The sequence below is a fragment of the Lactobacillus sp. ESL0677 genome, assembly GCF_029392875.1.
Taxonomy (GTDB): Bacteria; Bacillota; Bacilli; order Lactobacillales; family Lactobacillaceae; genus Lactobacillus.
This window is the reverse complement of the sequence record NZ_CP113946.1, coordinates 430,309-452,439: the sequence shown is the minus strand read 5'-3', so window position 1 is coordinate 452,439 and position 22,131 is coordinate 430,309. Positions and strand designations below refer to the sequence as shown.

Sequence of the window (22,131 nt, the reverse complement as noted above, 5' to 3'; positions counted from 1 at the left end):
TTAGCAATTACTTACTTAATTACTCTTTACACAATATATTATAGCAAGTTTTTTCAAAAATTCAACCATTTTTAAAATTGGTTCGTCCCAATTTTAAAAATCAGCATTTAAAAATTTAAGCAGTTGCTACATCAAAGTTATTAGGGGTTTTTGATTTTCTTCATCAGTGTTTGAATACATAAATACCGATAAATGCTGATAAAAATTCTGACTTTTTAATTAAAATATTTATAATAATCACTAAAGATGATAACTTTATTTTTGGAGGAAGCAGAATGACACAGGAGCAACGATTACATGAAATTAAACAAATGCTCGAGCGGCAGAACCATTTAATTACCCGCGACTTAGCCAAACACTTTAATATTTCATTTGATACCGCTAGACGTGACGTGATTCAGTTAGTTTCCACTGGTCAAGCAATCAGAGTTCATGGCGGCCTAATTAGTAATACCGATGATGAAGGCCTACCGTTTTTAACGCGAACTCAGATTGACTCACCAATTAAAACTAAAATGGCCCAAATGGCGCAGCACTTTATCCATTCCAAGCAATGCGATTTTATTGGGCCATCAACTACGCTTAAAAAACTATGTCAGCTAATCAGTGGTACTAATTTACAAATCGTTACCAATTCAATTGATAATTCACTTGAACTGATGCGATCTGAGTTTCCAGAAATTTTACTTTTAGGCGGTAAAGTTAATAAAGAGCATCGCTTTAATTACTCCGTTTCAGCACTTGATTCATTAAAAAGAATCAGTTTCAATAACGCTTTCGTTGGTACGGCTAACGTTAAAAGCGATGGCATTTACTTGCCTAAAATTAATGATGCCGAGTTAATCAAAGTAGCGACCTCGCGCGCTAAAAGAATTATCGTTGTTGCCGAAAAGCACAAGTTTAACAATTCGAAAGTTGCCCCTTACATGGCTGTTCCTCTGGACCAGATTGATGTGCTCATTACCGATGAGCCATTATCTGACCAACTTAAACAAAATTTTGCGCCAACAACGCGAATCATTTCCGTTTTAAAGAAGCAAATTGATGCATAATTTCCTTCTTTAAACAAAATGTATCCTAACAAAAAGAGCAAGCTTAGGCTTGCTCTTTTGCTATTTATTCAAATTAACAAATGTATTAAAACGCATGTACTGATAATGAACGCGCATCGTTGAAAATTCAAACGGAGTACCATCATCGAGAAAGAAAATCCCTTCCATTACTCCAACCGGCTCAGTTGGTTTCAACTGCAACTGCTTCTGGTCATCCGTACTCGATGGGTCAACTGTAATATTCAAAAAGGCCTTGGTGACCACCTTATTCTGAGTATCTTCCAAATAATTAAACAGTGAGTTTTGCAAATGCTGCGGCTTCAGCTCTGGCACAATTTTGATTGGCAAATAACCAGTCTCAATTAAAAATGGTTGGTCATCCATTAACCGCAACCGCCGAAATTCATACACAAAATCATTTTTGTTTAAAAACAAGTCCTGCCCAATACTTTCGGGAACTTTAATAACATGAAAATCAAGCAACTTAATTTTCTGCGTTTTACCTGGTACTTTCAAACTATCAGTTAACCCCAAATTAGAGCCTTCATAGCGAAATAAGGACTGATTTTTTAAATAAAGGGGATTAATGAAGGTGCCACTGCCCCGTTTTTTAAAGACAATTCCTTGCTGCGACAACAATTCCATTGCCCGCTTCATTGATGAGCGGCTAACTTGGTAGTGCTCGGCTAAACTGCGCTCATCAGGCAGCCGCATCCCATCATACTTATTATTTAAAATATTCTGCTTAATATCATGCATCACAGTCCGATAAACAAAATCTGCCATTTACTGCCTCACTAGTTTGCTTGCTTAATTGCCTGAATAATCCAATCAGAAAATACTTTTTGATCTATCTTAACGCCCACTTGGGCATTAGCTGGTTTGTCAAAGAAATTGTCAAAGTCCATGATTGATGCCCCATAAGCATGCGGACTTTTGGTATCAACCACAACGTAAGCTGGTTTAAAAGTGTACATCTTAGGATTGAGCAGCATCCCTGCAGCTAGCGCATCATAAATCTCGCGACCGTCAGATTCTGTTTCATCATGGAGATTAGTCAAAATATGGTACAACATGTCGCCAGTCTTACCTAAAACCTTGATTTTTTGTAAAGTATCTTGCGTGATAAAAGCTTGATGACCCAATTCTAGTGGTGCTACCTTAATTGGCACGCCGCTAGAAAAGACAATCTGTGCAGCTTCAGGATCACCTGCAACGTTATATTCACTATATGGTCCCCAGTTGCCGCGGCCAATTGCACCACCCATAATTACTAATTCTTCAATTTTAGCAAGGTCATCTGGATATTGTCTAAAGTAGAGAGCAAAATCTGTCGCTGGACCAATTTGCATTAAAGTTACCTTGGTACTACTTTTAGCAACCACTTCATGAATAGCTGACGCAGCTAACCCAGGAAGCAATAACGAGTCGTCAGCTTCAGGAAAATCATAGCCAGCCATCCCAGACTTGCCGTGAACACCTGAAGCATCAATCGCTGCCCGTAGCAATGGCCTTGTTGCTCCAGCAACAACTGGTACCTTAGTTTGTAAAAAAGTTTCTAATTTTAACGCATTTTGTAAAGTCTTTTCCAGTGTCACATTGCCCCAAGTTGCTGCAATCAGCCTGACGTCTAATTCTTGAGCAAATAACGCAATTGTAATTGCAACTGCATCATCAATTCCGGGATCTGTACTGATAATCAAAGGTTTTTTCGTCATTAAATTTCCTCTTTTAAAAAGTTTATATGTCAATCATACCAAATCTTAGCCCTAGTTGCTTCTTTAAAAAACAAAAAATGAACTACTAATAGTCACCTCTATCAGTAATTCATCTTGGAATTTTATTTTTTCCGATCCTCAATCTCACCATTGCGATGCGCAATAATGACTTCATCACACATATCAAGGAATAAGCCATGCTCGACAACACCCACGGTGTGATCAAGATAATCAGCAAGACCGTGTGGAACTGGTATCCGGTCCATGTCTAAGTCAATAATATAATTACCATAGTGAGTTACAAAGCGCTCACCATCAGCCATTCGCCATTTAGGGTTTAACCCTTCAGCAGTAAAGCGGCGGAAATTTTGCTCACAAGAAATTGGTAAAACTTCGACAGGCAATGCAAAGCCACTCAGGTGTTCTACAACTTTTGACTCATCAACAATCCACATTACTTTTTTCGAATTAATGGCAACATTCTTTTCTAGAGTTAAGGCACCGCCGCCACCCTTAATACCATCAAAATTGGCTGCAAAACGATCGGCGCCATCAATTGTTAAGTCAAGCTGGTCAATCTCGGCGAGTTCGTTAACCTTAAAGCCCCAGCTCTCCATTTGCTTCTTACTTCTACTGGAAGTAGTAGCAATTGCGGCTAACTGCAGACCCTCTTCTTGCTTGCGTTTACCCAAAGCATCAATCAGAAAAGCTACTGTTGAACCAGTGCCAATTCCCAATTTCATCCCCGACTTAACAAGGCTAGCAGCTTTAATCCCAGCTTTTTGCTTTAATTTATCCTGTTCTTCTTTATCCATCGTCATACTTTCTCTTATTAAATTAATGTCATCTCATAAATCAACCCTATTATAGCAAAAATTAATGTATTTGAAGCTAAGAATAACATTACTTAAAAGGCTACTTTACGCTAGTATCTGCTCAATTGCTTGCGCCACGCCAGCGTGCTCACAATCGACCGTAATCTGATCGGCTGCCTGCTTAACTGCTGGTGTCGCATTGCCCATTGCGATACCAAGACCAGCATATTCAATCATTGAGATATCATTAGCTTCATCGCCAATTGCCATGACATTAGCTGCATCTAAGTTTAGATACTTGCATAAAGCATCAAGACCTGCGGCCTTGTCTAAGCCTTTAGCAACTCCTTCGTAATAAAACGGTTCAGTTTTGGTTAATGAAACTTCATCCTGAACGGCTTGGAATAATGGACTAGTCATTGCCTTGTTTAAAAGTTCAGGCTTGTCTAAATACATTACTTTATAAATTGGAATATCGGCCATTTCTTCTTTGGTACGATAAGAAATTTCCATTTTAACCACGTGTGAATTATAAACAGTATAGTGCCCAATATCGCGATTAGCAGTGTAAATTCTTTCTGCATCAACAGCTTGAAAATGAAGGTGCAATTGGCGCGCAATCTGTTCCAAACTTAAATAATCACTGTATGGTAAATGACGGTCAAAAATCACCTGACCACTAGTAGTCTCAACTACTGCACCATTTAGACTAACAATAAACTGGTCATCGCAATTAGCCAAACCTAATTCTGTTAGGTACTGCTGCGTTCCCGAAAGCGAGCGTCCTGTACAAATAACTACTTTGATTCCTTTCTTCTTAGCAGCTTGAATTGCAGCCTTAACTTGCGGCACTATTTCCTTCTTGGCATTAACCAATGTATTATCAACATCGATTGCTATTAATTTAATCTTTGACATCTAGACTTAATCTCTTTCTTTTTACTTAAGAATACCGCAGAGTCAGCACCATTCCAAGATAAGTTAAGCAGTTTAGTTGCAAGTTACCACAATAATTTTAACCAATAAAAAAGCTTGAATCTACTGTATTTTCTCAGTTTAAATTCAAGCTTTTTATTTTAGTATTAATTATTCTGGATCAATTTCTGGTGCCTGATTAATTTCTGCAGACATCATCCAAATCCGCTTTTCAACCTCTGAATGACAGGTCGTAAACATATCATTAGTTGAATAGTCGCCTTCTTCGTCGCTGACTTCCAAGCCCTTTTGATAGTCCTGCTCTAATTGGCGATAACCGGCAATAATCTTGGCATAACGCTCATCAATTGTTTGGTTCCAGTTTGGTTCTTCATCCTTGATCTTAGTCATTTTAGCAATATCGCTAAGAGTTGAAACTGGTGAACCATCTAAGGTAATTAACCGTTCTGCTACTAAATCTTGTTGATCGGCCAATTCATCCATTACCTTATCAAGATATGGGTGCAACTTCAAAAAGCGCTCACCACGCATATACCAATGATGTTGGTGCACAATCATATGCATCTGCGTCAAGTCTGCTACTAATTGGTTTAAAACTTTCTTTGTCTTAGGATATTTCATAATAAAATTCCTCCTATTCAAACACTTTTGTTTACATTTGTATCATACCAAAAACCTACTTATAATACTAAAAACTTGTTTGTGAAAAAAGTAAGACTTTATGCTGTTTATAATCAAAAAAGCAATCAGCTAAATAAAACTGATTGCTTTAACTATATTTAAACATTAATACCTTGCAAACAAAACTTTATTATCTAGTGTATTAATGTTAATAACTGTCACTTCATTCAATAAGCGATTATGAATATCTTTGTTAGCCAAAATTTTATCAAAATAGACAGATAGACTTTCTTCATTATCATAACTATTAACCAACAAATTTGCTAATGGATGTTTGGCAGATAAGCCAACTATCAATACCTGTCCATTAGTATCAAGGAGAATAAAATTATTTAAACTTCTTAAATAACCTATTGGTGCTTGAGGATTAAGTTTACCTAATATCAATAGACCACCTTCTGCAAATAATTTATCAATCGTAGCTCTTAAATCATCAGAGTAAGGCATTATTTTTTCGTCAAATTTATAATAATTCCATGCTTTCAAATTTGCGAATTCAGGAACAAAAATATTTTGAGGCAAAATTTCACGGTTACTGTAATATTGAATATCTTTAGTCTTCTCATTGTTATTAATCAGATAGTTATCATTATTAAGATTATATATTTTTCTTAGCAACAATATAAAATATGATAAATAATAATTGAAGCCTACGGTATTCATATTAATCAGTATTCGCTTAACTGCACAAAATTGAGCTTCCAGTTTATACCGATCTGTACTATTTGTTATTAAATCTTCATAAGCTTTAAAAATTTGAAATAAGCGCGGATTAGTATACGCCGATGTTGTACTATCTGAATGCTTATAATAATTATAAAGTGCCTGATGAACATACGATATTTTTCTACATCTGCTCATAATCGGAATTAGAATATCTAAATCTTCATACACCATTTTAGGAAACTTATTTATCTGCCAAATTTCTCTGCGATATAACTTATTCCATGAATAAGAATTACTCTGTCCCTCTGTAATGTATGCAGCTATATCGATCAAGCCATCATCACATTTCATTGACCTAATATCAGCTTCGGTTTTTTCTTCAACAAAAATTTTATGTACATCACATACAGAAATATCGCTTTGGTATTTCGTAATACTGGCAAATAATTCTGAAATATAGTTAGCTTCTACCCAATCATCAGCATCAGCAAAGCCAATATATCTTCCTTTAGCAATGCTAATACCATTATTTCTTGCAATCCCCTGACCAAGATTTTTTGTTTTACTGAAATAAATATATCAGGATATGTATCCCTAAATTGTTGAATAATATCAGCAGTACCGTCTGTACTACCATCATCAACAACTATTACTTCGTACTTACCCGTAAACGTTTGACTAGCCAAAGATTGTAAACAACGCGCTAAATACTTCTCCTCATTAAAGACAGCAACAATAATTGAAACATCTATCATTATTTTATTCTTTCCACAATTATACTTTCGACTTATCCTCTATCATGCCAATATCTATAACTAAAAAGCAACTAGTCATAACCAACTAGTTGCTTTGTTTCAAATTAACTTTTAACCTTGTGCTGCAGCTTCTTTTTCTTGCTTCAGTAAAACATTGTCATAGTGCTTGATAAATGGATACCAAACTAAGAATGCTGCAATTGCACAAACAATTGACAACACTGCACCTTGCCAACTAGCCGTCGCAATAAGTCCGCTCAAACCAATTGGGGTTGGCCATGGCTGTTGCGCAATAATTTTTGGTACTAAGTGAGTTACAATTCCCAAATATGCAATAAGTCCTGAAACCAATGGAGCCCCAACGAACGGAATTAATAAGTTGGCATTATAAACAATTGGCAAACCAAAGATCAACGGTTCATTAATATTAAAAATTGCAGGAACAATTTCTACTTTACCGATTTCCTTTAATTGTGCCGAACGAGCACGTAATAATAGCCAAATAGCAACACCAAAGGTTGCGCCAGACCCACCAATATTGATAAATGCATTTACTGGATCCCCAGCAAAAACATGATAGGCACCTTTTACATTCTCTGCCAAATTTGCCAAAACAATTGGTGTATAGAAGGAACTAATAATAGTTGCACCATGAATCCCAAACCACCATAAGAAGTGAATTAGGAAAATAATAATTAAAAATCCCCACCAAGTATCCGCAATATTACTAATAAACGAAAATGGAATAAATAAGATCTTAAATAGATCCGTTCCAGCCATAACTAAGGCTACATTGATTGCAGCAACGACTACTGCAATACAAGCAGCCGGAATTAAGGCACTAAACGAGTTCGATACCCCAGACGGAACTGAAGCTGGCATTTTAATCTGCCAATTATGTTTAATAGTATAACGATAAATTTGGACAGTTAGCCAAGCAAGAACTAATCCGATAAAAATACCAACGGCACCAATTCGATAAATACCAGATGTAGAAGCTTCATAACCACCAGCAACCATCTTTGTTTTGGTAAAGGTAGTTAAGAATTGAACTGTACCATTTTGCCAAACAAGTTCTGGAACCGTAATAAAGAAGGCCATTAAGAACATCATTAAGCCATTGACTGGAATTAAATTAATGTGTTCCTCATCACGATATATCTTGGTATATGAATAAGCAAAAGTTCCTGAAAAAACTAATGCCAAAATCCCCATCGTAGCGTTATAAACAGCCTGATATAAATTGTCAAAACGACCAATCGTACTATTATAAAAGCTGGTAAATCCAGGATTTCTAATTACAGTTGGTAAAACTGTCAAAATCAGAAAAAACGCACCGACAATTGAAAACGAAATTACACTATAACCAGCATCCATGATTGCCCGCACAAATCTTGTGCTGGCAAACTTACCGACTATTTTGGTAATTTTATCCTTCATTGGCTTTTTTCCTTCTTCAGCCATAAAGTTTTCCTCCTAACAGTAAAGCCTTTATCTGGCCTTAATTATTCTTTTTAAATGTTGCGATTACCTTGGCATATCGATCTTTTCCTTTAATGATGTTTTTAATTCGTACTTCACAACAACAAGCAAGGACTATCCCAACTAGTAAAATGGTAAGAATTAGTACCTTACTGCTTTGATCAGAAACAAACGGGAAAAAATACTTTCCTATTGGAAGCTCTAACAAAACAATCAGCAAGACATTTACAATGATTTGAATCCAAAAATAGACTCTGGTTATCGGCACATCTAAGTCATGATTATGCATCTTACTTAACTGCTCAATAGCCGCTATTGCCACAAAAATTGTCATTATTGCGGCAGTGATAATTCCAACTAGCTTTTTATATGGTAATGAAAAAATCAGCCAAAATATGTTTGTAAACAAATATGCAGTGACCGAATATCTTAACATTAGATACCGACTAAAATAAAGATATTTCAAATTATCTTCATATTTTTTACGAGCTATTTCATCCTTTTCATTGGCCATCCTATCTAAACCTCTAACCGTTAATCAAGTCTTCGGCTTGCTTAAGGACTTTTTCACCATTCATCATGCCATAAGCTTGCATATCAATTACAGCAACAGGAACATCCTTGCCATCTTTGCCCTTGCCTTTAACCTTGCCTTTCATGTCATCTTCCATATAACGAACTTGCGGCCCTAACAATAAGCAATCAATGGTTTCTTGGTCTAAATGCTGAGGTGCTTCTGATGCTGGACATGCAAAAATTTTTGCATCAATGCCCTGCTTTTTTGCTGCTTCCTGCATCTTAGTTACCAACAATGATGTACTCATTCCTGCTGCACAATTCAGCATAATAGTTTGTTCTGCCATAATATTTCCCCCTAAAATGTATCCTATAGATATTGTTCTATGCAATATATTATAAAACGTTTTCAAAAAAGTGCAAATAAATATTAATTTTTTATTTATCTTAAAAGATAATCTTGAAAACATAAACCTTTATTATACAATGCTACTTGTAAGCGTTATTAACTGATTAAAATTATTAAGTGAGGTTTCTTATGTATTCAGCAAAAATGCCAGATGACTTTTTATGGGGTGGCGCAGTTGCCGCTCACCAATTAGAAGGTGCTTGGAATGAGGATAATAAAGGTGTATCGATGGCCGATGTCATGACTGTCGGCTCTGCGACTAAGCCTAGAGAAATAACCGACGGTGTTATTCCAGGTAAGAATTATCCTAACCACAGCGCAATTGATTTTTACCATCATTATGATGAAGATATTAAGTTGATGGCTGAAATGGGCTTTAAGGCCTTTAGAACTTCAATTGCTTGGACACGGATTTTCCCTAATGGTGATGATCAGGAACCAAACGAAGCAGGACTAAGGTTTTACGACAAGTTATTCGACACTTGCCACAAATACGGCGTTGAACCGGTTGTTACCTTATCCCACTTTGAAATGCCATTCCATTTGGCTAAAAAGTATAACGGCTTCACTAATCGAAAAGTAATCGACTTCTTCTTACGTTTTGCAACAGTTTGCTTCAAACGTTATCAAGATAAAGTTAAATATTGGATGACTTTTAACGAAATCGATAATCAATCAGACTATGGCAATGACTTTTCAATGGCCACTAATTCAGGTATCTTATTTAAAAAAGGCATGTCAGATCAAGAAAAAGAAGCTGCAATGTTCCAAGCAGCTCATTATGAATTAGTTGCTTCAGCCTTAGCCGTAAATGTTGGTCACAAAATTAATCCTAACTTTCAGATCGGCTGCATGATTAATTACTCACCAGTTAGACCATTAACACCATCTTCTGATGATGTATTATTAGCCGATAAGTTTGAACAAAGACGTGATTGGTTCTCAGATGTTCATGCTTTTGGTGAATATCCTAAGGAAGTTGAAGCTTACATTGAGCGCCATGGCTATCGTCCTGATATTACTGATGAAGATCGGGTTATTTTAAAAGAAGGTACAGTTGACTATATTGGCTTTAGCTACTACCAAACCACAACTGTTTCTGCTAAAAAGGTTAAGCCTGATGAATTAAGCGATCTTGCTCAAGCAATTGACGTTAACCCAACACTAGAACGCAGTGATTGGGGTTGGGAAATTGACCCAGAAGGTTTGCGAATTGCCTTAAATCACTTAACAGACCGCTATCATCTCCCACTATTTATTGTAGAAAATGGTCTTGGAGCTTATGACAAGATTGAAGCAGACGGCTCAATCCATGATGACTACCGTGTTAACTACTTGCGTAAACATATTTCTGAAATGGAAAAGGCTGTTGCTCTTGATGGCGTAGACTTAATGGGCTACTTACCTTGGGGACCAATTGACTTGGTATCTGCCGGAACAGGTCAGATGGATAAGCGTTATGGCTTTATCTACGTTGACAAAAATGATGCAGGTGAAGGAACTCTAAAGCGGTCACGCAAGGATTCATTCTACTGGTACCAAAAAGTAATTAAGTCAAACGGTCAAGACTTAGATTAATAATTTAAATAAATAAAAAAAGGATTTCCGCATTAATACGGAAATCCTTTTTCATACTATTAATTTTTACCACATACCTAAGACTTTCATCCATAATGTGCCAATCACACCGAAGATTACCAAGTAAACGAGACCAATAATAAAGTTGTTCTTCCACCATTCAGCTTGTGTAACATAACCTGTAGTTGCCAATATTGATGCTGACGGATTAGCATAGTGTGTCGACGAGTTATTAATTATTGTTGTAAAAGCTAATAACATTGCCGCCAGAGGTAGTGGTGCACCAGTCGCAACAGCAACCGATAGAAATGGTAAATATAAAGCGGTCACATGAGCTGTTCCACTGGCAAAGAAGTAGTGTGTATAAAACATTACTAAAACTAAAATTACTAAGACAACACCCCAACTAATTCCGTGTAAGCTTGTTTGGATAGCGTTGGAAAACCAAGCAATAAAGCCAAATGAAATTAATTTTCCTGCCATAAAGACTAAGATTGACAGCCAGACCAGAATATTCCAAGCACCTGCCTGGTTAAAAATGTCTTGAGCTGTTAAAACACCTGTTAATAACAATAACGTAACTGCTAAAAAGGCAACAAAAGTAGCATCTAATTGTGGAGCCTTGATAATGCCCGATAAGATCCATAATAGGATTGCTAAAGTAAAGACAGCAGCCATAATTTTTTCAGGAACTGTTACCTTGCCCATTTTTGCCAAATTATTTTTGGCCCATTGCTTAGCATTAGGTGTTTCCTTAATTTCTGGTGGATATATCTTATATAGCAGCCACGGAACAATAATTGCTGAAATTGCAACCGGAACAATTGCAGCAATAAACCAACTAGCCCAGGTCATCTGATAGCCCTTTTGTGCTGCCATTTGTTGTGCTACAACATTTGCCGCAGCACCTGTCAAGAACAGTGCTGTTGATAAAATATTGGCATGAAAAGCAACTAAGTCAATATAAGAACCAATTTTCTTACGTGATGGATCATTAGGCTTAGAATCATAACTTGCTGAAATTGACTCTGTTAAAGGCCACACAACACCGCCAGTTCTCGCACTATTAGACGGGATCAAAGCCCCCAGAATTAATTCTAGACCCGTAATTGCATAACCTATTCCTAGTGACTTTTTACCAAAACGCTCAATCATCCAATATGCAATTCGATTACCCAAACCAGTCTTAGTAATCCCGTAAGCCATAATAAAAGCCATTGCAATTAGCCAGGCTGCCGAATTACTAAAAGCACTCAATATGCCAGTAGTTACAACCCCAGTTTTAGGATTAACAACATTATTAATTGGAGCCAAACCAACTAACACCATGACTACTAAACCAGTTAAAGTCGTACCACCTATTGGCAAAGGTTTAGTAATACAGCCAACAATTGTTGCCACAAAAATCGCAAACATTTCCCAAGCTTGCGGTGTTAATCCGGTCGGCCGCCAAGGCGTAATACACCACAAAATAATTCCAATTATCAATGGCCAAACAAACCCTTGATAATGTACTTTTTCTAAAGTTTTCATAATTCCTCTCTTCCAATTTTACAAAAAATTAATTTCAGTAGCTAAACTCAATCACTATTTATTACAAACATTAAAATTAACTTTCTTCAAAAATATTAAAAAAGCATCTAAAATTATAATTTTACACAACACATTATATGAAATTTAAGTAATACTTACAATAGTAAAAATATATCCTCATAATTATAAAAATCTATAATTTTAATAATTATTAGACGCTATATATTAATTGTAATTCGTAAAATTTGGAAACCAGAATCTTATGTTGCTTCATTAGAAATTATAATCAAAAAAGACTAGCTTCGAAAAAGTATCGCAAGCTAGTCCTAAATTAAGCATTAAAATTATAAAATTCAAATTAAACTTGAATTTTTTATTTATTTACATAAAATCTATCCGTAATTGGAATATTCTTCTCTCTACCACCTATATAATTGTAAGGATCATAGCGCATCTTAGCTAAGACATACCAAGCACTTGAAGAAATAGCAATGTGCGTATCAACACCATTCCACAATTTGCCATTTCCATAACCTGTGCCAGAATTAGAAGCATAAGGTAAGCCAGCAGTTCCTTTAAATTTATTACTTGAAATAAACATCTTATCCATTTCGTTAATTAAATTATCGGCTTTTTGCTGCATACCGGCTATATTGAAGGCTACAGCCATTTCACCTGTTCCTTCAATCCAAATAGTATCGCGATCAACATCAAATGAATAACCAGATACTTTATTCTTATTAGCTGTCGCAGTTTGCGAAGTATACATCATGTCAGCTTTAAGAAGTGCAGCTTTAGGATAATCCTGTAACATCCCATACCCCCAAGAAATCATATCTAGAGCGTACATATATTTACCATTATCATTAGTTGTCTTAAGTAATCCAGTTTCAGGATTATAACGATTATTTTTAAGATATTTCAAAATATTCTGGTGGAAACTATCATATCCTTTAACAGCTATGAATGCATCCAAGATACCTTCAGTATTTTTATCAATTCGATGGTTATCTTGATCTGTACCACCCCAAAGACCACCATCATTATCCTGTAATGAACGAATCCAAGTTGCCAAGGCATTAGATAGCTTCTCATATTTGTTGCTGCCAGTCTTAGCTTGATAATTATTTAGCGCAATTAGCAACCATGCATTGTCACCTAACCACCGATTAGGCTTATTATCTACAGGTACGCCATTACGATCGCGAAACTGAGCAAACCCCTTATATTGACCATCAAATTCCGTTGCCAAATGATTATTAAAGAAATTAAAGATCTTTTCCGCCCTGTCATAATCGCCATTAGCAGTAAAAACAATAGCTGAAAGTGCATTATCATATAAAGACACTTGATTACTATCTTCAGCACTTTCAATTAAGCCATTCTTCAACTGCATTCGACTAAGCCAATCATAAATGGAAGCCTCTTGTGTTCCCGGCTTAAGAGCTGACGTACCAATAGCTGGTACAATACTAGAATTATTAGTAGTTGAATTCGGTACAGCAGTAGTTTCTGTTGGCTTTATAGTATTAGGATTTGCAACAGGCTTGCTACTCATTATTTGATCAGATTTCACTAAACGAGCGTTTTGCTTCAAAACACAAGTACCATTAGCTAAGACATAATATTTCTTTCGCCGCAACGTCAAAGTGGCATAGACATTTCGTTTACTACCTTTTTTAATTTTCTTGCCAGTAGTTTTGCCTAAAGTTGTATACACCTTAGCATTTTTGGTTAAAATAATTTGTTGTTTACTTTTAATTACTTTGGCAGTTGCTTTTTTAATATAACGTCCTTTTTTCAAATAATAATAATGTTGTCGCTTAATTACAGCCGGACTTACCTGATAATAAGTACCTCGACGAATTTTTTTATTCGTTTTCTTACCATTCTTAGTATAAATTCTAGCCGTAGTTTTAACCTTGATTAAAACTTTTTGCTTAACTGCTGCAGCCTTAACTTGAGAAATCCCATTTACTCGATTAGGAAACACTACTGTATTAGCACCAGCTCCTAACAATAATAGTCCCGCCAAACTGACAACTAGCCTATGTTTATTCATATTAACCTCATTAAATAAATTCTATACTATTCGGAATGTTTTAGTTATCACATCATTGACATTTGATCCAACAAATATTTGAAAACTACCTTCTTCTAGAATCTTTTGACCATGATTATCAAAGAAGCCAAAATCTGTAGCCGGAATACTAAAAGTAACTTTTTTATTTGCTTGGGTAGGCAAAGTAACTTTCTTGAAAGCAACTAGTCTCTTTACCGGTTGAACAATGCTTGCCACGTTATCATGAAAATAAACTTGAACTGTTTCCTTTTGTTCCCACGGACTATCATTTACCAACTCAACACTTAAATGTAAACTATCACTTTTGCTTATAGAACTATGTTCTAATTGCACATCTCGATACTGAATATCCGCATAGCCTAGACCATAACCAAATGGAAATAGCGGTTCATTAGGAGCGTCGATATACCGTGAAACAAATCGACCAGTATGTTGAGAGCCCTTCTGCGGCCGACCTGTACTCAACTGGGAATAATACAGTGGCTCTTGACCCTCAGTAATTGGAAAGGTCATTGATAACTTACCCGAAGGTGATACTTTACCTAAAAGTACATCAGCAATCGCATTACCACCCTCAGTTCCAGGAAACCATGACTCAACTATGGCATCAACATCTTGAACGATATCTGTTAGTACTAAAGGTCGACCACTAATAATTACTAAAACAATCTTTTTACCTAAATTATGAATGTCCTTAATCAAATTTATTTGATTTTGCGGCAAGTGTAAATTCGTCTTTGAACCCGCTTCTCCGGATTCAAAGGTATTTTCACCTACAGCCAAAACAACTATATCAGCTTTCTTAGCCACAGCTATGGCTGCTTGATGATGCTGCTTTTCAATTTCATCATCAGAAACAATCTGATCAATTTGAGCTGAATCAAGAAATCCTAAGCCAGCTAACATCTTTTTATCACGAGTAATATCTGTCCCTTGGGCATATGATAAATTATTACCTAATGCAGTACTTAAAGCCGATCTAATGGTAATGCAATCATTTGGATCTCCATGAACTGCCCACATTCCAATTAGTGACTTTTCATTACTATAAGGGCCAATTAATGCAACCTTTTCTGTAGAAGATAATGGTAAAACATGCTGTTCATTTTTAAGCAGAACAATTGCCTCATCAGCTACTTCACGCGCTAATTTTCGATTAGCTGGATTTAAATTATACTTAGCTTCTTCTTTCTTTGAAGCGCCAAAAAACGGATTTTCAAATAAGCCCATATCATTTTTTAACTGCAGAATTCGCATACAAGCGTCATCAATTTTGTTGATACTTAATTTACCGTTCTCAACTAGCTCTTGTAGTCCATTAGCATAAACCGGCGACTTCATATCAATATCAATTCCAGCATTAAGTGCTTTATACGCTGCATCTTCATTATCTGCTGCAAAACCATGTTTGATTAACTCATAAACAGAAGCATAGTCGCTAATAATAACGCCATTAAATCCCCACTGCTTTTTAAGTATGTCAGTTAATAACCATTTATTAGCAGTAGCTGGTACACCATTCAACGTATTTAGTGATGCCATTACCATCTTACAGCCAGACTCAACCGCTGCTCGATACGGTGGTAAATAATTTTGAAACAAATTACTGATTGACATATCTGCCAAGTTATATTCCCGACCAGACTCAACAGCTCCATACGCGGCATAATGCTTAACACAAGCTGCCTGACCTTTTTTAGAAGAAAGCTGCTCTTGCAGGCCTTCTACTATCGCCTTGGCAAAACACGAATTTAGATACGGATCTTCTCCTGGCGACTCCAACGTTCTGCCCCACCTAGGATCATGAGTAACATCTACCATCGGTGCAAAGCATACTTGATTACCACTTACAGCAGCCTCATTAGCAGCTACCATAAATGCTTGTTTAATTAATTTTGGATTCCAAGTGGCTCCTAAACCTATTGGAACCGGAAAAATTGTCTTAAACCCATAAATAACATCAGCCATAAACAAAACAGGAATATGATGAGGCTGCTTAGCCATCTGCTGCTTCTGCAGTTTTTGCGTTTCAGCTGCCCCCGTAACATTCATTATTGAGCCACTTAAATCAACCAGCTTATCTGGTATACCAAGCTTTTGAATTGGACCAAACGAAATATCCTTTGACTGGAAAAATTCACCAGATAATTGGATTAATTGCCCGACTTTTTCTGTTAACGATAAATCATTTAATAAACTATTTAAATCCTCTTGCTTCATTCAATAAATTCCTTTTAACCCTTTTGTTCTTCTTGAACAGCAATTTTATCTGCATGTTTAAACCATGGGTACCACAGCAACGGTGACAATACTAATTGAATAAATAGTTGCAATACAATAATTGAGGCACTGCCTTCAACCGCAGCAAAAACCCCTAATGGTAAGCCAAATGTCGTTTGTACGCCAGAAAAGCGAGCAACAATTCCTAATTTAATTGCTAAGTAAGAAATAATAATCGCAATTGTGTTATTAGTAATAAACGGGACAGCAAAGTTAAAGTTTAAAACCAATGGGGTACCAAAAACAGTAGGCTCGGTAATTCCAAATAATGATGGAATTAGCGCTAATTTACCTAATTCTTTGTATCGCTTACTCTTACCTATAAAAACCATTAATAAAACTAACCCTAAAGCCGTACCACTCCAAGTCACAACATTGAAAAATGCCATACCAATAATATTTGGTAGCGGCTTACCAGCCTTTAATGCTACCAAGTTTTGCATATCCAATGCCATCCAAATTGGCATTACAATTGGATTAATTACGTTAGTACCGTGTATCCCAAAGAACCATAAGATTTGCATTAATAGTGATACCAAGATCATTGCCCAAATTGAACCACCAATATTTTGCAACGGTGTTTGAATAATGGAAAAGATCATCTGGTGAAAACTACCCCAACTAGTTAAAGCAAAAAGATAATTAATCAGTAAAGCAACAATACCATCAACAACAGCTGGAATTAAGTTAGCAAACGAGGCCGAAACCATTGGTGGCACACCCGCTGGCATTTTGATTGTCCAATTATGCTGCTTCATAAATACATATGATTTAGCAACTAAAACACCAACAATAATTGCTGAAAAAACTCCTTGTGATGATAGCCAAGTTGTTGGAATTGCAGTAATTACTGCACCCTTATCCTTAATTTGACCAAGTGGAACTAAAATCAAAAAGACCATTAATGAAATAATCCCAGCGGCGCTGCCATCATCGCCTTTAATGAAGTATGGCACTAAATGTTTGGCAATTAAAAATGCTATATAAAGAGCCATCCCATTAATTGTAACTGCGCTAACTGCATTAAGTGCATTAGTTACCCCAGTCAAATGATATTTAGCAGACCAAACACTACCCAAAACTGCAAACGAACCTAAGATAATTGGTCCTAAGATTTCAAGCATTGCTGCCATAATCGTTTGTAAATATTTGTTAGCACCCACTTTATTTAAAAAAGGTGTAATCTTATCGAAAAACTTTGTCATCTTTTCTTTCATGGCATTCTTTTCCTCCTATTAATTAATTTCCCTACGTATTTTATTGTAAGCCTTTTCAATTATAATAAAATGTATATAATTATCATAAGCATGTAATTTTTTGACTTATTAAAGGATCAGTTATGGAACAAACTAGACACGAAATCATTAAATTCAAACGTGGATTACCATTTAAAGTATTTACCTTTCATGGTAAAAATTCCGATAAAAAAATACCCCTACATTGGCATGAACAAATTGAGCTGCTCTTTTGCATTAGCGGGTATCTTAACGTCAGTATTTCTAATCATCAATTTTTAATGGGCAAAAACGATATCATTTATATCCGTTCTAATCAGTTACATTCAACCTTCAGTCCCTCACCCAACCACGTTTTATGCATCCAAATTCCGATAAAGTGGCTACATTATAATTTAGGAGAAGACTTTGCATCAAAATGGGACATTGCCATTAACACTGTGCAAAACGACCTTGGATCAGACCAAATACTCATCCAAAAGTTATTACACATTACCTCATTACTGGAATCTAAAAACAGCGATCTAAGTACCATTCTTAAAATTAAAGGAGAAATTTTTTTATTATTGGATTCCTTAATTAAATATATTACTAAATTAGATAAAGCCGACTCTTCAACTACAAATACCGAATTAAAGATAAAAATGCTTAATTACGTTAAAAATAACTTTCAGACTCCAATTTCTTTAAAAAGTATTAGTAAGCATTTTGGTTATTCAAGTGAATACTGCTCTCGAATTTTTAAGCGTTTAATTGGTATTAACTTTAAAGAGCTGCTCACCTCATATCGCTTAAGCAATGCCTACGATGAACTACTAAACTCCAATAAAAACTTAGATGTTATTGCTAGTGAATCTGGTTTTATTAATTATCGGACTATGTACAATGCTTTCTTAAAAAATTATAAAATGACACCTTCTCAACTAAAGCTCCTATATCAAAACAAATAGACTCAGTTAACCAAAATAAAAAGACAGATTTCAAAATATCTATCTTTTTAATTATATATAGTAAATTTATAAAATAACTGTCTTACCAAACAAAAAAAGACCTGCTAGGCCTCTTTTGTATCAAGATTATTCACTATCTTTTTCTAACGCATTAGCTTTGTACAACTTTTCATACAAATCTACCATTTCTCCTGCCAAATCTCTAAAAGTAATGGCATTCATCAAGTGGTCTTGTGAATGGACAACTAGCAAAGTAACATGTGTATGCTTGCCTTGTGCTTCCTTAGTTAACATATCTGTTTGTGAATTATGCGCCTGAAGTAAGGAATCATCAGCTTCCTTTAACTTCGATCTGGCAGTGTCAATGTCGCCTTTTTTAGCAGCGCGAATTGCTTCAAATGCTAAACTTTTGGCATTACCACCATTAGCAATCAAGCCCATCGCTGCCATTAACGTTGCTTGTTCCTGGTCTTCTGGGGTTTCTTCTTTAGCAGTATTTTTTTCTTCAGCCATCTTATTAGTCTCCTAAAATGTATTAAATATTAAGTTTTATGTTTTAATTATAGCGCTTGCAAAAAATAAGTAAACTGTTCATTAACAACATGTATCATTATTCACAAGCAAGCTATTTAATCCATTATACCCTTTAAGAAGATTGCTAAAGTTTAAATTCTTTATAAAATATATTTTAGTCTTAAGCTAATACTGAACCAATCAGCATTACAATACCGCCAACGATGAATACGATACTAAAGACTAGCTCCATCCAGTAAGACCACAGCAAAAATGACGAAGTCTCTTTGCTAGCATGAGTTTTATTAAAACCAATATTTTTATGCATTGCAAAAGCTTCCCAAACACCAGCACAAAGTAACAATGCACCAAAAACGATTCCGATCAACATATTATTCATAAATATCGCCTTCAACTTTTATTAAAAATATTTTTATACATACATTATAGGTACATTTATCAAAAAGGCAATATATTTTTGATGAAAATACTACTCTTTTAACAAGCGTTTAGCCAAGGCAAAATTACCCACTGTTGCCGAACCATTACCAGCAATTGCCGGCATTACAATATACTTATCTAAGTCTGGCACACTAACATAACCATTTAGCATTTGAGCAAAATGGCAGCGGACTTTTTGCAAAAATGCTTCGCTAGTTACCCCGCCACCAAAGACTACCTTATCTGGTCGTAAGATTAACGTCACCTGCAAAACCGCTTGCGCCACGTAATAACTCATAATGTCCCATACGGGATCGGTTAATGGCACATCCTTGCCTTTTTTATTTAAGCGCGCTTCAAATGTTGGCCCAGAAACAAGCCCCTCAAGACAATCATGATGATATGGGCACACACCCTTAAACTCTAAATCATCAGGATGACGCTTAAGTAAAACGTGACCCATTTCAGGGTGTCCTAAAGAACCAACTAGTTTGCCATCAATAATCGCACCACCGCCAACGCCAGTGCCAATCGTGTAATAAACCAGCGAATCAATATCTTCATTAGATAATAGCGACATGACATATTCTCCATATGCGGAGCCGTTAACATCGGTTGTGAAAAAGATTGGTACATCTATTTGCTCTTTTATGAAGCCGACGAAATCTGTATTCTGCCAGCCCTTTTTGGGAGTGGTTGTAATATAACCATAATTAGCTGCCGTTTGCCGAATTTCAACCGGCCCAAAAGATGCAATACTAATAGCTGCTATGTCAAATTGTTTAAAATAATCGGCTGCTTTTTGCAATGTCTCTTGCGGCGTTGTCGTTGGAAACGAAATTGAATCTTTAACCTGATAATTTTCATTACCTACTGCACAGACAAATTTTGTTCCGCCACCTTCAATTGAGCCAAATAACATTTTTACCTCCTTGATACTTAATATTTTAATAACTTCATTATTTTAACTATTTAAGTTTAACTCAATCAAGTTCAAAAATAAAAGTTACATTCAAAAAATCTCGAAGTTTTACCTTCGAGATTTAGAAAATAAATTTATCGCTCTTTAAAAATCTTCATCATTAGTATCAGGTTTAGCAGCCTGATAGCGATATACACCTACCTTACCTGCATCGACAATTGAATTAACCAGTTCAGATACTGCCATCTGTTCACGATTAATAAATAATTGTAACAACATTGGAATGTTTACACCGGTGACTATCTCCATTTGTGGATATTTTTGAGTTAACCTAACTAAGGTATTAAATGGCGTGCCACCTTTTAGATCTGTTAAACAAATAACTGTATCATCTAGTAAACTGATTTTTTCATCAAGCTCTGCTTGCAATTTATCCAGCGACTCACCCATTGCAAATTTAACAGTCTCACAATTCTTTTGTTCACCACAAATCATCTCGGCTGATTTAAGTAATTCTTGAGCAGAATTACCATGGGTACAAATTAATACTTCGACCATTTTCGCCTCCAATTAGTATGGTAAGGCGCGATAATAACGACGAATATCCATTGGGTGACGATTAATATGCTCAATATGAACATCAATCCGATTATTGATTGCATGGAAAACAAATGGTGACAAGGTACCACGATACTTTTCAGAAATTCCAGGCAAATCATAGTCTTTGGAATCAATAATTGTATAATTGCCACAGATTTGCGGTAAGAATTTTGCAACTCTTTCACTTAAAGGACGTTGTGTATCTTCACCAACATAAACTGTAACTGGAGTATCACGGTCAACAATTTCAAACATCCCATGGAAAAATTCTGCTGCTTCTACTGCACGAGTTCTAATCCAATGTTGCTCTTCCCAGTAGCACATCGCATAAGAATAAGTGGCACCCCATTGATTACCAGCACCAACAAAGTAATGAATTGCATCATCATGGTGCTTTTCAGCAAAGTCTTTAGCAAAGTCATCAGCGCCTTCTTGCACATCAGCAATATCTTGAGCAAAGTTTTCATCCATTTCTTGATAAAATTCATCATAATCTGGAAATTCGCCATTGAGATACATCAAGCGGTCGCCAACCATGAAGAATTTTAATTGTTCATTTTCTGGATAAGAAATGCAATAGGTTAACATTGATGCCAATTTTGCCTTGGGGTCATCCATAAAACCTAAGACAATTGCACCTACTTCATTTAATTTTTTAACAGCATCAACCATTTCCTTGGTGTTACCAGTAACTGAAGAAATAATTACTAGAGTTTTATCAGTGATTCTCTTGTTACCCGTCACGATATACTCAGCAGCGTTTTGATAAAAAGTTTCCAGAGCTGTCTTTTCCTTCATATGAATAACAGCTTGCATAGCAGAAGCATAGGTTCCACCTATTCCTAACCAACAAATATTAGAAATGCCTTTTTGATATAATGGATCAATTACTTCATTAATCTGTGGTCTTAATTTTAAAGCACCATTCATACTGTCTACTAATTCTTGTTTGTTAAATTTACGCAT

At 35.8% G+C, this 22,131-nt stretch carries 22 protein-coding genes; 3 read left to right on the top strand and 19 right to left on the bottom strand.

Annotated features, from left to right (window positions below; all coding sequences use genetic code 11):
• Positions 1–275 precede the first annotated feature (275 nt).
• A complete protein-coding gene (locus OZX76_RS02430; RefSeq protein WP_277180616.1) occupies positions 276–1,052 on the top strand; it encodes a DeoR/GlpR family DNA-binding transcription regulator in 777 nt (258 codons plus the stop codon).
• 60 nt (positions 1,053–1,112) lie between these two features.
• Here the strand turns inward: OZX76_RS02430 and OZX76_RS02425 are convergent, their stop codons facing one another.
• The 10 genes from OZX76_RS02425 to OZX76_RS02380 form a co-directional block, all read right to left on the bottom strand.
• Entirely contained in the window at positions 1,113–1,838 is a 726-nt protein-coding gene (locus OZX76_RS02425; protein WP_277180614.1) for a GntR family transcriptional regulator, read from the bottom strand.
• 11 nt (positions 1,839–1,849) lie between these two features.
• Positions 1,850–2,770, bottom strand: coding sequence for a nucleoside hydrolase (locus tag OZX76_RS02420; protein WP_277180613.1), 921 nt, complete (start codon positions 2,768–2,770; stop codon positions 1,850–1,852).
• 122 nt (positions 2,771–2,892) lie between these two features.
• Positions 2,893–3,585, bottom strand: coding sequence for a ribose-5-phosphate isomerase RpiA (gene rpiA, locus OZX76_RS02415; protein ID WP_277180611.1), 693 nt, complete (start codon positions 3,583–3,585; stop codon positions 2,893–2,895).
• Positions 3,586–3,690: 105 nt separating this feature from the next.
• On the bottom strand, positions 3,691–4,503 hold the full coding sequence (locus OZX76_RS02410) for a Cof-type HAD-IIB family hydrolase (protein ID WP_277180609.1): 813 nt from the start codon (positions 4,501–4,503) through the stop codon (positions 3,691–3,693).
• Positions 4,504–4,671: 168 nt separating this feature from the next.
• Positions 4,672–5,142 (bottom strand): DNA starvation/stationary phase protection protein, encoded by a 471-nt coding sequence (locus OZX76_RS02405; RefSeq protein ID WP_277180607.1) that lies wholly within the window; start codon positions 5,140–5,142, stop codon positions 4,672–4,674.
• 165 nt (positions 5,143–5,307) lie between these two features.
• Positions 5,308–6,219, bottom strand: coding sequence for a hypothetical protein (locus OZX76_RS02400; RefSeq protein WP_277180605.1), 912 nt, complete (start codon positions 6,217–6,219; stop codon positions 5,308–5,310).
• A gap of 116 nt (positions 6,220–6,335) precedes the next feature.
• Positions 6,336–6,623, bottom strand: coding sequence for a glycosyltransferase (locus OZX76_RS02395; RefSeq protein ID WP_277180603.1), 288 nt, complete (start codon positions 6,621–6,623; stop codon positions 6,336–6,338).
• Between the two features lie 111 nt (positions 6,624–6,734).
• Complete coding sequence (gene celB, locus OZX76_RS02390; RefSeq protein ID WP_277180601.1) at positions 6,735–8,087, bottom strand: PTS cellobiose transporter subunit IIC; 1,353 nt, start codon at positions 8,085–8,087, stop codon at positions 6,735–6,737.
• A 37-nt stretch (positions 8,088–8,124) separates the two neighbouring features.
• On the bottom strand, positions 8,125–8,619 hold the full coding sequence (locus OZX76_RS02385) for a PTS cellobiose transporter subunit IIA (RefSeq protein ID WP_277180599.1): 495 nt from the start codon (positions 8,617–8,619) through the stop codon (positions 8,125–8,127).
• Positions 8,620–8,632: 13 nt separating this feature from the next.
• On the bottom strand, positions 8,633–8,968 hold the full coding sequence (locus tag OZX76_RS02380; RefSeq protein WP_277133773.1) for a PTS sugar transporter subunit IIB: 336 nt from the start codon (positions 8,966–8,968) through the stop codon (positions 8,633–8,635).
• 191 nt (positions 8,969–9,159) lie between these two features.
• On the opposite strand from OZX76_RS02380, the gene OZX76_RS02375 reads away from it, so the two are divergent.
• Complete coding sequence (locus tag OZX76_RS02375; protein ID WP_277180597.1) at positions 9,160–10,608, top strand: 6-phospho-beta-glucosidase; 1,449 nt, start codon at positions 9,160–9,162, stop codon at positions 10,606–10,608.
• A gap of 66 nt (positions 10,609–10,674) precedes the next feature.
• On the opposite strand, the gene OZX76_RS02370 is transcribed toward OZX76_RS02375, so the two are convergent.
• The 4 genes from OZX76_RS02370 to OZX76_RS02355 all read right to left on the bottom strand — a co-directional run bounded on the left by OZX76_RS02370 (position 10,675) and on the right by OZX76_RS02355 (position 17,721).
• Positions 10,675–12,141 carry a DASS family sodium-coupled anion symporter gene (locus OZX76_RS02370; RefSeq protein ID WP_277180595.1) on the bottom strand — a complete coding sequence of 489 codons (1,467 nt, stop codon included), beginning with the start codon at positions 12,139–12,141 and terminating at the stop codon, positions 10,675–10,677.
• Between the two features lie 373 nt (positions 12,142–12,514).
• Entirely contained in the window at positions 12,515–14,203 is a 1,689-nt protein-coding gene (locus OZX76_RS02365) for an SLAP domain-containing protein (RefSeq protein WP_277180593.1), read from the bottom strand.
• A gap of 21 nt (positions 14,204–14,224) precedes the next feature.
• Positions 14,225–16,444: a beta-glucosidase BglX gene (bglX, locus tag OZX76_RS02360; protein WP_277180591.1), complete on the bottom strand. Its 2,220-nt coding sequence runs from the start codon at positions 16,442–16,444 to the stop codon at positions 14,225–14,227.
• A 14-nt stretch (positions 16,445–16,458) separates the two neighbouring features.
• Positions 16,459–17,721, bottom strand: coding sequence for a PTS transporter subunit EIIC (locus OZX76_RS02355; protein ID WP_277180589.1), 1,263 nt, complete (start codon positions 17,719–17,721; stop codon positions 16,459–16,461).
• 122 nt (positions 17,722–17,843) lie between these two features.
• Here OZX76_RS02355 and OZX76_RS02350 point away from each other — a divergent pair, with 122 nt between their 5' ends.
• Entirely contained in the window at positions 17,844–18,689 is an 846-nt protein-coding gene (locus tag OZX76_RS02350) for an AraC family transcriptional regulator (RefSeq protein WP_277180588.1), read from the top strand.
• Between the two features lie 126 nt (positions 18,690–18,815).
• On the opposite strand, the gene OZX76_RS02345 is transcribed toward OZX76_RS02350, so the two are convergent.
• The 5 genes from OZX76_RS02345 to OZX76_RS02325 form a co-directional block, all read right to left on the bottom strand.
• Positions 18,816–19,202, bottom strand: coding sequence for a PTS lactose/cellobiose transporter subunit IIA (locus tag OZX76_RS02345; RefSeq protein WP_277180586.1), 387 nt, complete (start codon positions 19,200–19,202; stop codon positions 18,816–18,818).
• A 181-nt stretch (positions 19,203–19,383) separates the two neighbouring features.
• Complete coding sequence (locus OZX76_RS02340) at positions 19,384–19,602, bottom strand: hypothetical protein (RefSeq protein ID WP_277180584.1); 219 nt, start codon at positions 19,600–19,602, stop codon at positions 19,384–19,386.
• Positions 19,603–19,692: 90 nt separating this feature from the next.
• Positions 19,693–20,565: a fructokinase ScrK gene (gene scrK / locus OZX76_RS02335; RefSeq protein WP_277180582.1), complete on the bottom strand. Its 873-nt coding sequence runs from the start codon at positions 20,563–20,565 to the stop codon at positions 19,693–19,695.
• Between the two features lie 144 nt (positions 20,566–20,709).
• Positions 20,710–21,123, bottom strand: coding sequence for a PTS sugar transporter subunit IIA (locus OZX76_RS02330; RefSeq protein ID WP_277180580.1), 414 nt, complete (start codon positions 21,121–21,123; stop codon positions 20,710–20,712).
• 12 nt (positions 21,124–21,135) lie between these two features.
• Positions 21,136–22,131: an SIS domain-containing protein gene (locus OZX76_RS02325; protein ID WP_277180578.1), complete on the bottom strand. Its 996-nt coding sequence runs from the start codon at positions 22,129–22,131 to the stop codon at positions 21,136–21,138.